This window comes from Methylophaga sp., assembly GCF_009711715.1.
Taxonomy (GTDB): domain Bacteria; phylum Pseudomonadota; class Gammaproteobacteria; order Nitrosococcales; family Methylophagaceae; genus Methylophaga.
Window position 1 is genome coordinate 44,254 of sequence record NZ_VENF01000003.1, and the last position, 12,743, is coordinate 56,996.

The window sequence follows — 12,743 nt, forward strand, 5'->3', positions numbered from 1 at the left end:
CACACCACAAAAAAACCGCTTCAGTGATTTATCAGGCTTAATTGATGAACTGCTTCAAAATTCCGACCTGAGGAAACTGTTGCGGGTCGGGTGGATAAATGTTGAAGATATAGTCCCTGAACCAGGGGTCGGCCACCCAGTAAGTCCAGCCGTACCAGACTTCTTCGTTGGCCTCGATATAATCAAGCATGTTTTTTAATGCCTGCTGACAGGTTTCACTGGCACCAGCGGCAAACTCACCCAGGAAGCCTTTATAGCCATTCTCCTTGAGCCAGCCTGTAAATGCCGTCAGGCGCTGCACGCCAATATCCGCACTGACACAGTCAGCTTCGGTGCCGGTGGAATATTTATCGAGATATTGATGTGCCTCAAACACCATATTGTTTTTCGGATCATCAATCTTTTTCAAAGCCTCGCCGTTTGAGTAATAACCATCCTTATGCAGCCAGCGCGCCGCGCTGGAATAAAACGTGGCTGGCACCAGTATGGTTTGACTGGCATTCGCTTCGCGAATCGCATTAACCGCTTCCTGTGCAATCACGGACCAGGTCATCGCATCCTGTTTGTTAGGCTCGTTCATCAGGCCAAACAAGACATGTCGGTCATCCCGGAAGTGCTCCGCAAGCCCATACCAGAGCTTTTCAAAATCTTCTGTTGTGACGGCATCGGTCCCGATTAACTGTCCTTTGTATTTGCCATAATTATGTACATCGATGACCACACGCAGATCATGCTTCGCGGCTTCCTGAACAAAATCCTGAACCCGGCGAAGGTAATCCGTAGCAAAGGGCTGGCCCAGTTCAGGCTGAAGACGCTCCCAGGTAATCGCCAGACGAATCATGTCAAAGCCCGACTCGGCGTAGGTTTTAACATCCGTCGCTGACGGAAAATGATAGTTTTTATTGATTGTTCCCGGATAAACATGACCGGCGATAGCCGGGCCGGGAAAGTTAATGCCTTTCAGTGTGGCATGGTCATCAGCAGCAGCGATGCCGTTGTAGCTCATTGAAACAACACTGAGGATCATCAACACAAAGTGGCCGATCTTCAGTTTATTCATATTTAAGCCTCCTAACGGGAATAAAATATCTTGCCAAGCGCCAGTAGCGCATCAAAAACACATTCAGCGGCACAAGAAGAAGCGGCAGCAGCAGGCCAGCAAGGTTACCGGCTGCGATATGCAACAAAGCATCGGACAGTCCCAGTTTCAGCAGCACAACCCTGATGCCTGCCTCCGGGATGATATGGGCCAGATAGATAATAAAACTGTTCATGCCCACAAAAATGAAGAAACGATGCAAGGCTGACAGAAGAGCGTGGTTTTGCTTCGTTTCGGTCAACCGCTTTTCCATAGACTCGCCGACAAAAGCGATGCACTGGTAGCTGGTGTAAACACAAAACATTGAAAACAGATAATAAAATGCGTTGGACTCCTGATATAGCAGCAGGTAGCCAGCAACCGCCGTCAGGAACAATATAAAAGTCTGAACCAAGCCCGATGTGCGCTTAATGAAAACAGATGCAGACAGCAACAGCCCCATCACAAAATAGGGGAAGAAAAAGAAGGCTTCGCCAAAAGTCATGCCGGCCATCTTGTAGTTAATCAGACTGCTGTCCAGCTGCGTGCCGACACTCATGACAGCCACAGTGACCAGTGCCAATGCTGTTAAAACCGGTTTACCCCAGCCTGTTTTAAGAACAGGGGCAGAAAAACAGGTAATTAAAAACAGGCTCCACAAAAACCAGAACTGTTGTTTTGGTGGAAAAGGAGCGAATAAGACGTATTCGAGCGACCGCTCAACATTGACGTTGGAGGACGCAAGAAACTGAATACCTGATTGCGTGTAAGACCAGAAAATCAGTGGCAGGATAAATATCAGAATATTGCGTTTAAGAAAATCAAATAAGCTCAGTTTGACCAGAGTTTGCTGAATGAACATGCCGGACAGGAAAAAAAACAAGGGCATATGAAACAGGTAGATCGCCCTGTCCAGATTGATCCAGAAAGCGCTGTCATCCGGCAGTATGCCTGCTGAAATCAGCCCTCTGATCGTGTGTCCCCACACCACCAGAACAATGCCAAACATCTTGGCATAATCAGGACCAAGCTGGCGCTGCGGGGCTGTCATACCCGCTTATCCCCTTGCTTGTGATGATAAGTTCTGGCTTGCATCTCAGTCATGACTGACCGCCTCTTTTTCATCAACTTTCAGTTGTGTATAGAGATAGCCCACCATGACCCAGAGTGGTGCTGAGATCTTGATGGTGAAGATCGCCGCACCGATCATCAGGTTGATGCCAATGAAAGCATTCATAGAGAAGACATAACGCTTGTCTGCCGGATGATCTGAGCGGATGACCAGCGCTGTGTATAACCAGTACAGAATGAGACCAAATAGCGTAGTGGCGTAAACCATATAGGCATAACCGCTGTCAGCCACGCTGTTAACACCGGCTAAATTTCCCATCAGCAAGGTATTGAGATCGGCATCTGCCAGCAAATACAGGGTGAAACCAATCCGACCCGCGAAATCATCGGTCATGGAAGTCAGGTTGGGGTCATAAAAAAATATGGCTGAAATCAGCAAAAGTCCGGGAATAAAGGTCACGGCAAACCATCTGGGCAACATCGGAAAGATAAAAAAACCGGGGATCAGTGCCAGCGCAAAAAGAGCGCCGGTGCGAGTATCGTTGGTCAGGATGAGAAACAGTACAGAAAGCACGAAAAAAAGCACTTCCCGTTTACGCATGATTTTGCCGAACCCCATCAAGAACACCAGTGTGACCATCGCAAAGTTAGCCAGTGAGACCTGCTCCAGGAAAATCGACGATATCCGGTGTGAGGACAGAAAGTTAAAGGAGAAACGAGCACTGTAACCCAGTGAGTTCCGGAATAAGCCCGAGTCACTATATTGGAAAGGTTCAATCCCCCTCGTGCTCTCGTAATATTTGGCCGGCTCAAACAGCGTGACATAGAGTTCAGTGAAGAAAATCTCGATCATGGCAACTGACAGCACGGCCAGCATCAGGATTTTAAAAATGTTGATAATGTGCCGACTACTGAGGAAGGTCCCGAGCAGCACAAAGGCGACAATAATCAGGCAGTCCCGGAGAATTTTAATAAAGGTACCGTCATTGGTCAGCATCACCCAGACTGACAAGGCTGCCATGCCCAATAAAAACAGCAGGTGAGGATAAATATGGGGTACTTTTTTCAGGTTGAGGGCGAGATAGCCCATGACACCCAGCATAATCAATGATTCTGTGAGCGCCACATGCGTAGACACCATGGTCATGACATGGGCATTAATCACGGCCAGAAACGCATTGTAAGATATCGCGAAAAGCACCAGCCAGGCAGGCAGATTCAACCGCGCCTTACTCAGCGCATCGGGCCGGGCTTGATTAATCGCTGTCGAGTTCACGGTTTGCATTCGCGCGCTCAGCTGGCCTGCATGATGTTCTGTGTTGCATGCTCATTGAGCATGGCATCGATAAAGGCATCATATTGAGCGGAAATCACATCCACGGAAAAACGCTGTGCATATTTCTGTACCGATAGACTCACTGCTCTGCTGGCAAGCTGGTTTTTCACCGCCGCCTGGCAGGCTTGTCTGAAATTGGCAGGATCATCAGGCTCAAAAAGTTGACCGGTTACCCCCTCTTCTACCAGTTCCTTAAGTCCGCCTCTGGCAGAGGCGATCACAGGCACCCCATGGGAATAGGCTTCGATCACCGTTCTGCCGAAGGGTTCATGCCACATTGACGGCACCACAACAAAGTGGACTGAACGATAGACCTCTTCGGGCGAAACCCAACCCAGAAAATGGATCCTTTCCGAAGGATATTTATCACGCAGGTATTTAACATAGTCTTCTTTGCCGGTACCGGCGATCTTGATTTGGTAGTCATCAGGCAAGGTTTGAAATGCCTCTAGCAGAAGTTCTACGCCTTTTTCAGGTTCTATTCGTCCCAGATAACCAAAAATGTATTGCTCACCTTCAGGCAGCGCATTGACTGAAGTCTCAACCTCAACGGGGTTAAATATCCTCTGGCTTAAGGCCTGAGTGAAATACGGTTCGTGCCGGTTAAGGATGAAATCACTGATACCAATCAGGCCGTTGACTTTAGCCGCGCTTCTGACCCGACCGAAGGTTGCTGCCCGGCAGCTGTGACAGCGCTGCTCACAATTATGACCATCTCGAAACATCGTGCCTTTGAAGCACAAGGTGTAATAACTTCGGAGAATGTGGGCAACCGGAATGTTCAGCTCATGACAAGCTTCCCAGGCAGCATTACCAAAATTCTCTATGGTACTGGTGATAACGGCTTCCGGTTTAATCCGCTCCAGCTCTTCAACAATTATTTGTTTAGCCCTCGGATTAAAGTTTTCCCTGAAATGCCAGATCAGTTTCCTGAAAGCCGGCTCGCTGTGTTTGAAATTCCAGTAAACATTGGGGGAAAGAATCGTCCTGACCCGGACCGTATCGTCCTGAAATTCATTATCCCTGTGATCAATAGTCAGCACAGTGACCTCATTTCCCAGAGCGGATAAACCTTTTGCCAGCAGCTGGGTAGACTTCTCGCCACCGCCCTTAACATTGGGAGGATAAGCCGCCGCGATAATGCATAACTTTTTCATCTCAGTTCCTCTTCCAGTTTGATTCCGCGGTTTAACTCATTCAGCAAACTGGTCAGGCTTGCCTGGACCACTTGCTCCCCGAACAGTCGATCAGATTCGTTTAGAACGGCTTGTTTACTGGTCGTGATTGGCGCTTTTAATAGCGCGGCAAGTGCCTCCATCGAGCTGAACAAAGTCAGCCCACTGAACTGCATGTCCTGCTTTAGCCAGCACAGGAAGGCCTGTTCGGAGGCGATGACCGGCAGACCGTAACTGATAGCGTGAAAAAAACTGCCACTGACAATCATTTCATCTCCGGCATGGGAAAGAATAATGGCGCTGGCATGACTCATAATTGCATCAACGTCTTGGTTGGGCAGGAAACGAATATCAAACTCAATATCCAGGCCTTGAGCGCGGGTTTTGAGTTCTTCCACATAGGCTGAATCTGACGCCGGCCCGGCAATCAATAACTTCTCGCTTTGTGGCCAGTTATCGATAAGCTTATGGAGCTGCTTGTATCTCGCGATTCGGCCGAATACCAGGTAGTAGTCCTGCCTGTCATCTGCCTTGGCAGTTAATAAGCCGGTGTGTGTGTCATAAAGCGGGTGAGGCACATAAAAGTATCCTTCATCGACCAGATGGCCTGAATGTGACACTTTCTTGTCAAACAGGCGCTCAGCAAAATCAATGATTTTCCTGGCTGTCTTGCTTTGCCGGGATGGGATATCGTGCGGGTAGACATTGTGTCTTACATACACTGTTTTTCTGGCAGCCAGTTTGAAAAACAGGATATAAACAAAAAACTTCAGCACCCCGAAAGCAAATAACTTGTCGCCTTCACTTCTTAAGTTGTTCTCCAGCCAGTTAATCACCGCAACATCATATTTTTTAAAGCAGAAGGTTTTAAACGGCCTTAACACGATCGCTTTGATATTGGGTGAAAAATGCACAGGCTCACCCGCCACGGCCTCAAGGTTTGCAACCATGTTGGAAGTGTATTCATTGGCCCCATCGGGCTCCGGGTAGAAAAGTATTTTCATCCTTCAACTCTGTTGCTTAACAAGATTCGCTGAGGAAAGCCGTGCACAGCTTATGATCCTGTCTCTGGGCATGCTGTGATAAGTTGCACTGTTCTTATGACTCAAGCTTGGAAGATCAGCGTAAAGCGACTTGTTTCACGCTATTTAACGACGCTGCAATACGTCGATGCTTCTGATAAGCAGGCTTAGAAGTTTTTTGCTGCTAACTGACGTACAGGCTCAATGTTTTCAGCGATACGGGTTTTGTAACGGGCGTAGTCGTTTTGCAACTGATCGATTAAGGTCACGACTTTGTGACCAAAACCGGGCTGTGGTTCAAGTGACAACTCAGGCAGCGAAAAGAATTTCATCAAGCCGTCGACTTTACCCTGCGTCGACAAGACAATGGCGGGGACACCGGCATTAATCGCCATAATCGATAAATGCATGCGCCCGGTGACCACCAGCCTGGCGGTCTTCGCCAGCCGTTTTATCTGGTCTGGTTCAAGCAATCTGTCGACAAAATAGACCTCCGGAAACAGGGAGGCGATCGCGGTACAGACATTTAAATCGTTGGCGCCATCTCTGATGACATGTGGCAAAAGTACAATGGCATACTGTTCATCGAGCAGTTTACCGATGATAGTTTTATATTCTTCTATCTGATCAATATCCTTGGCAATCAAGCCACTGGCATTGACGATCGCCACCTTTTTTCCATGGCAGAATTCCAGAACGTCGGCAATTCCCTCCTCCTGCTGAGTCCCGTTAGCAAACACCACATCCGCCGTTAAAGCGATCTGAGTGATGCCGGCTTCCTGAATACGTGCCTGGGAAATGGTGTCCCGCGCCAATAACTGAACCCCTTGCTGTGCTGCCTTTTTCAGTGCCTTAACAGCCTTTTTATGTGGCTGTGTGTTCCAACTGAAGCCGAGAATCCGTGCCTCAATACCGGCTTTGGCTGCAAACCCTGCCACATAGGATCGCATCGCTGAGGCATGCGGGTTATAGCCGCCATCCATTACATCCGCACCAATAATTGAGAGTGACTGTAAGTTGGGCATGAGCCGGGTCAATTTGAGAAAATCACGCAAAAAAGCATGCGGTTCGCCGTAAATTAAACCCGGCATCTTTATCACTTCAGTATCCAGCCTGTATCTGTCGGGAATACGGACATCATTATTATTGGTGGTGATAATCAGCTTCTTACCGGCCACATTATGGAGAAACGATTCCAGCATGGCCTGATCACCAATGTTACCGCCCCCCGGGGCGGCGATCAGGGCTGATTCATCGGGGCTGATCAGCCTGCGCTTTCGCCATTGCAGCAAGAAAAGCACACAACGTCCCAGCATCACGTTGATAAAAGTACTCGGAATACATTTTTTAATGAGCTGTTTCATTAAGCCTGCTTGCCCTTATTGAGGTAATTACGTAACTGAAAAAGCTGATTCACACTGATTCTGAAACTGGGCAACAACCCGTAGGCCACTGCGAGTAACAGGAAGAACACCAGCCATCCGTAGAGAACCCCCTCAAGCAGTCCTAGTTGAAAAAGTGATATCAACTGATGTGAAACAAAGGCCGCAAAAAAATAAACCAGAGCGACCATCATGGGGTTCAGCAGCATGCGCCTGACCGGAATACCGGTATTTTTTAACCAATACATCCCCAGTAACCAGGAGCAGCCCAGCCCCAGCGAGTAGCAGAGCGCTACCGTCGCTGTATTCCCCACAAGCCCGGCCGCCGTGATTGCAATAATCAACGGCCTGGTGATCAAGCTGAGTTTGAGCAAGCGGTTGGTAATACCTTTGCTGAGAAACACCCAATAGCTGCTGTAACCCAGGACCAGAAACACGCCGCCCAGAGACAATGCCTGGAATATCGGTACCAGTTCCACCCACTGTGCGCCCAGCACTAGCGTCACCAGTCTTTCTGTCTGGGTGGCAATGAGCATCAGACCAAAGGTAATCAGATGCACAATGATGTTTTGCCCAAAAACCAGAAACTGATTGTATTTCGCTTCATCATCCAGTTGCAGCTTTGACAGAATCGGTACCGCTACCGCCTGCGAGGGAGCACTGAGCTGGTTTAACGGCATCATCAGAATCTGCATGGCCCGCTCAAAATAACCCAGCGGTGTTGCCCCGAACTTGTAACCAATCAGCACCACCGGCATATTTTTTGAGAAGTAACCCAGCATCTGCGCGCCCATCAGATTCCAGCCGAATGAGAACAATTGCTTTGTCCCCTCATCCCGCTGAGGCAGGCTGGGCCGCCAACGGGCCAATAAGGAATACAGCAGCAGAAACATGAATGCCTGCACTATCTGCTGGTACACAATCGCCATATAGCTATAGCCACTGTATGCCAGATAAATACCGGCGCCGATGCCGATAAGCGTCCCCAGTAATTCGACCGTCACCAGGAAGCCGAACTTCAAATCACGGTTCAGTTTGGCTTTGAACTGTGATGCAGCGCCATTTAACAAAAAAATGAGCGACAGGAACTGTGCGATTTCAACCAGTTCAACCCGACCGTAAAAATCAGCAATCAACTGCGCCAGGAAATAGGCAGTCAGGGTCAACAATGCCCCAATCAACAGATTAGCCCAGAACAGATTGCTCGCCTGTTTCTGTGTCAGCGTCTTTGCCTGTATCGCTGCGGTGGACAGACCGCAGTCACGGATAATTTCACCAATACCGAATAGAGCAACAATCATGGCTACAAGACCGAAGCTCTCCGGCTTTAACAGCCTGGCCAGAATAATCAGGTTCAGCAATTGCAGAACCACTTTGCCCATCTGGCCAGACATCATGACCACGCCGCCACGTGCTGCTTTCGAGGCTAGACCCATTCATTCATCCTGCAGGGTTGGCTAAGTATTAAGTTCAAACGGAAGCTCAATGGGCTACAATCAGATCTGATAAAGGTCTTCTGGCAGACAGCGGCACCACGGTGTCATCGGCGGCATAACCAATCGCCAGAAAAGTCAGGATCTTTTCATTCTGGGGAATATTACCGACCTGATGCCCCTGCTGATCGACTCTCGGATCCACGCACCAGTTTAAGCAACATGTCGCCAGCCCCAGGGATTGCAGTGCCAGCAAAAATGACATCAAAAACAAGCCACCATCCAGCGGTGGTTCATTTCTCTCGGTTGAATCAAAGAAAGCACCCATATCGCAACACACCACTGCCAGCATGGGGATGGTATGTCCAAAACCGCGATTGCCATTCTGCAGTTTCAGCATCTGTTCGATATGCGTTTTATCGTCGTATATATGCAGTCGCCAGGGTTGCCTGTTACAGGCACTGGGACTGAGTTGAGCCAGCTTCGCTGCCTTTTCAACTATATCCATAGAAACACGCTGGTCTCTGAAGTTACGCGTACTGCGTCTGCTCAACGAGAGTGAATACAAGATGTCATAGGTATCTTCCGGAAGATGCTTGAACTGAATCGGCGTCCGGTAAATGTCTTCGCTTTGCTCGTGCCCCCCCAGAAACGCCTCAAGCTCCGCCAGTGTCTCAGCGACTTGCGGTTTAGTGGTGTCCTCGGTGGCTACAAAATCACGATAGGCTTCCAGGACACCGACTGCAGCTTTGTAAACCGTCGTTTGTTTGGACAGACCGTCCTGTTCCCATTTTTTCAGTAAAGCCAGCGTCTGCTGGGCAGGATAGCGGCCAAAGAAGCGTCGGTTTTCAAGTGGCAGACACAAGCCCTTCTCCAGTTTGTGATACCAGAAAATCAACTCTGCACTGCGCCTGGAGTATTCCATATTATTGGCTCGATGCCAGCCCATGTGCGCTGCATTACGCTTTTTTTCGTAACTGTAACAGCGATACCTGAGCACACTGCGCCTGTAGCCATCCCGGCTCCTTTTAAGAAATTGCTTGAGGCCCGGGCTCAATGAGATGACATTTTTAATTAATGTAACCATAAAATTCTTCTTGATTCAGGGTAGATGAAAAGCTGATGAATCAGGGGCGTTCAGTGAGGCATTACCGTCGACTCAGTCCCGAAAAATCGGGATTGTTCGGTTTGAGCCAGACTGTTGTGAAAGTCCCGGATAAAGTCAGTGATAACGTTCAAGGCAGCTGCTTCGTCAGCCTCAATCGTGGAAACCCTGAAGATCAGGCCGTCAGGAATAATATTATTCAGTGCGTACTGAATAGAAACCTGCTTCCTTTCGAGGTTATTCCGGTAAAGCTGCTCACCCGCCATTGTCCAGTACACCAGCGGCTCAATTCTCTTCCCGCGTTGTGTTTTCATGTACCTGACGGTGATTTGTTTGCCATCATTCAGTGTCATGGGAAATTGTTTCCTTTCCAGAATCTCAAAACCCTGAGCCGGATAACAAGCCTCTGGCGAGTGTACCGCCAGTCCGTTACGCTGGTTATCTGAGTAAGCCACAGACAGCATCACTTTCTTGTTCTCCGCATTCTGGTAGGTCTCACTAATAAGATCGGAATAAGCACTTTCCAGTTTTTCATCCAATACCGCATTGGTCACCAATACGCGGCTTCCGCGGTCTAGCTGCCAGTCATCAAGACGGGGTTCTATATAACTTTCTAGTGGGTCTCTGTGTTTAATGTTGGCCAGGTAGTCTGTGGGCGTTGCCAACACTGCCATGGTGGCCGTGAGTATCATCAGAACGCAGAGCGTGCTCGCCTTCAACCAAGACATAAATCATTCCCAAATGCTTATTTGGCATCTCTTAAATACTTCGACAACAAAGTATCAACAGAGATGATCAGGGTTAGTGCCACGATGAATAAAAACAATCCGGCAAAGTCATGGAGATAAGATTGACCTACCTCATCGCCAAAGTAATAAGTTACAAGGATTAATGCTAATACACGTGTCACATTAGCCGTAAATGAGATGGGAATAATGGCCAGAGCCAACAGGCAATTTCGTAAAAATGAGTCATGCTTCACTAAATGCAGATAGAGCAAGCCCAGCGCTTCCAGTGAAATTAATGTTTGCAGGCCGGCACAGGCATCAGCAACTAACAGCTGGTATGGCCCCACATATAACACCACGCCGTTTCGAGCTACCGGATAATCAAACCAGTAAAGGATGGACTCCGCCACATAGGACACGGCGATTTTCATCGGTAAGGTAACGGCATCAATAATAAAGCCGGGTATCGGCAGTAAAAATAAAAGAAAAAAGATCGGGAACCACAATGACAGCAGAGTCTTAAACCCTTTCGTCATGAGGAGAAGGCCGATGACAACGGGCACCATTGAGCCGACATCAAAAATCAGAATATCCTGAGACCGGCCGAGTAAATATATAAGCAGGCCCAGTGCAAAAATGACTGAGCCGAGAACGGGATAAGGCCTTTCATCCTGTTTGGTTAACAGTGCATCGCGTTGTTGCCAGAACAAAAACAGGGTAATCAGTAATACAAAAGGCCCGTGTGCATGCTCTTCCGACTGCCAGAGCCTGTCCGATAAATTGAGAAACGTGGGCAGATACATGGCAAACAAGCCAAAAATAATGAATATCCATTTCAGATTTTCATTGTCTTGTTGAAAGGAAAAAAGTCTTGTTGTCATGCGTCAGCTCATGTTTTCAGGTAATGATGCCGCTAATGATTCTGTTCACAACAGGGCTCAGCTTATTAAGCCTGCTGTGAAAATAAAAAAAGGCGATAGAATCGCCTTTTTTTATTGTTCATCCTTGTATGAAGTGAGTTCACATTAAACAAATTGACGACGACGATTACTCATGAAGCCGACCAGGCCAAAACCCGCCATCATCAGAGCCAATGTGCTGGGTTCCGGCACCGGAGAAACTGAAGAGGACAAGGTATAAGAGCCCTCGTTCAGCACCCGTGCGTCCACTTCCAGCAAGTAGGTATCGGGAGACAGATCGGCAAATGTAATTGAACCATCTTCGCCATTACCGATGGTCTCTTCGACACCATTTGGACCCATCACACTAAAATTCAGGCTGCCTTCGCCACCATCAGGGCCATCCGTATTAAAACTGAATGTGACATCCTGAGTTGTTGGCACAGTAAAAGAGTAAAAGTTGGTGTAATCTTCAACTGTGTCAGTCTCGTTTTCGAAATTGGCAACTACCGCTTCATCACCGATTTCAAATGCCATTTCTTCTGTGGTGTATTCCGTAGTGCCATCAAACTCTACCGCCGCGTTGGCAAACGGGCTGATCAGTAGAAACAAGCTCATTACACAATATTTCTTCATCGCTATCTCCTCTTGTTGGTAGCAACGTTTAATATGTTAATGAGGCTGGTTCCGGGAATATATGCTCCGATCCCCTAAAAATCTCTGAGTACTACACCGACAGTTTCTGCTTTTGCAATAGCGAACTGCGCCTTGAGTTTTTCCAGCTCTCTGGTTTTGGTCACGTTCTTACGCGCCACGATGACTCCGCCACCCACTTTCGATGCGATCAGCTGCGCATCAGAATAATCGAGGGCTGGGGGGGAATCGATCAGCACGATATCGAAAGCTCTCTCTGCCGCGGCCCAGAAGCTATCTATCGATAATAATTCCAGTGGATTTGGCAATCGGGGACCCGCAGTCAGCACATGCAGGTTCTCAAAGCCTCTGATCTTCTGAATATTGTTGCCTTCCGTCCTGCGGGCCAGCAAATCCGAGAGTCCGTGAGTGTTATCCAGCCTGAACAAATCATGCTGCGCTGGTTTTCTGATGTTGGCATCAATCAGCAGGGTTTTGTGTCCCATCTGTGAGAACAGAATGGACAGGTTTGCTACCGCTTGACTGGCGCCTTCACCTTCCCGGGCGGAGGTAAACAGCAAGCACTTATTGACATCAAACCAGCGTAGCAATAGCTGGGTTCTCAGTGCCCTGTACTCCTCAACCTCTTGTCCATCCAGCGTGAAAGCGACAAATACTTCAGGATCTATTGCGGCACTATCGGGTGGCAGGATTCTGTATGTCAGCTCCGTGGAACCGGCTCTCATGAAATCTTCATCATTCGTGATCGATTGCTTGATATTTGAATCTGATTTCATGAAATCCTCACCATCATTGTTGATTGCTTTGTTCATATCAATTGAACCTTTGTGCTAGCAAATTACGTGCTGACTGAGCGTGAC

At 48.3% G+C, this 12,743-nt stretch carries 12 protein-coding genes; all 12 read right to left on the reverse strand.

All coding sequences use genetic code 11. From position 1 onward, the window contains the following. Nucleotides 1–37: 37 nt before the first annotated feature. Nucleotides 38–1,060, reverse strand: coding sequence for a glycoside hydrolase family 5 protein (locus FH755_RS01640; RefSeq protein WP_292438042.1), 1,023 nt, complete (start codon nucleotides 1,058–1,060; stop codon nucleotides 38–40). Further along, nucleotides 1,053–2,129, reverse strand: coding sequence for an acyltransferase (locus FH755_RS01645; RefSeq protein WP_292438044.1), 1,077 nt, complete (start codon nucleotides 2,127–2,129; stop codon nucleotides 1,053–1,055). The genes FH755_RS01640 and FH755_RS01645 overlap by 8 nt, the downstream gene beginning before the upstream one ends. A gap of 45 nt (nucleotides 2,130–2,174) precedes the next feature. Beyond that, nucleotides 2,175–3,434: a hypothetical protein gene (locus FH755_RS01650; protein WP_292438046.1), complete on the reverse strand. Its 1,260-nt coding sequence runs from the start codon at nucleotides 3,432–3,434 to the stop codon at nucleotides 2,175–2,177. A gap of 8 nt (nucleotides 3,435–3,442) precedes the next feature. Continuing rightward, complete coding sequence (locus tag FH755_RS01655; RefSeq protein ID WP_292438048.1) at nucleotides 3,443–4,642, reverse strand: glycosyltransferase family 4 protein; 1,200 nt, start codon at nucleotides 4,640–4,642, stop codon at nucleotides 3,443–3,445. After that, nucleotides 4,639–5,664, reverse strand: a complete 1,026-nt coding sequence (locus FH755_RS01660; RefSeq protein ID WP_292438050.1) for a glycosyltransferase — start codon at nucleotides 5,662–5,664, stop codon at nucleotides 4,639–4,641. The genes FH755_RS01655 and FH755_RS01660 overlap by 4 nt, the downstream gene beginning before the upstream one ends. A 185-nt stretch (nucleotides 5,665–5,849) precedes the next feature. Further along, nucleotides 5,850–7,046 (reverse strand): polysaccharide pyruvyl transferase family protein, encoded by a 1,197-nt coding sequence (locus FH755_RS01665; protein ID WP_292438052.1) that lies wholly within the window; start codon nucleotides 7,044–7,046, stop codon nucleotides 5,850–5,852. Then, nucleotides 7,046–8,500, reverse strand: coding sequence for a lipopolysaccharide biosynthesis protein (locus FH755_RS01670; RefSeq protein ID WP_292438054.1), 1,455 nt, complete (start codon nucleotides 8,498–8,500; stop codon nucleotides 7,046–7,048). Before FH755_RS01670 ends, FH755_RS01665 begins: the two co-directional genes overlap by 1 nt. 46 nt (nucleotides 8,501–8,546) lie before the next feature. Continuing rightward, entirely contained in the window at nucleotides 8,547–9,446 is a 900-nt protein-coding gene (locus FH755_RS01675) for a nitroreductase family protein (RefSeq protein ID WP_292438056.1), read from the reverse strand. Between the two features lie 188 nt (nucleotides 9,447–9,634). Further along, complete coding sequence (locus FH755_RS01680) at nucleotides 9,635–10,330, reverse strand: exosortase C-terminal domain/associated protein EpsI (RefSeq protein WP_292438057.1); 696 nt, start codon at nucleotides 10,328–10,330, stop codon at nucleotides 9,635–9,637. A gap of 17 nt (nucleotides 10,331–10,347) precedes the next feature. Further along, nucleotides 10,348–11,211: an exosortase B gene (gene xrtB, locus FH755_RS01685; RefSeq protein WP_292438058.1), complete on the reverse strand. Its 864-nt coding sequence runs from the start codon at nucleotides 11,209–11,211 to the stop codon at nucleotides 10,348–10,350. 144 nt (nucleotides 11,212–11,355) lie between these two features. Further along, nucleotides 11,356–11,865 carry an FxDxF family PEP-CTERM protein gene (locus FH755_RS01690; RefSeq protein ID WP_292438061.1) on the reverse strand — a complete coding sequence of 170 codons (510 nt, stop codon included), beginning with the start codon at nucleotides 11,863–11,865 and terminating at the stop codon, nucleotides 11,356–11,358. A 74-nt stretch (nucleotides 11,866–11,939) separates the two neighbouring features. Continuing rightward, nucleotides 11,940–12,659 carry a CpsD/CapB family tyrosine-protein kinase gene (locus FH755_RS01695; protein WP_292438063.1) on the reverse strand — a complete coding sequence of 240 codons (720 nt, stop codon included), beginning with the start codon at nucleotides 12,657–12,659 and terminating at the stop codon, nucleotides 11,940–11,942. Between the last annotated feature and the right edge of the window lie 84 nt (nucleotides 12,660–12,743).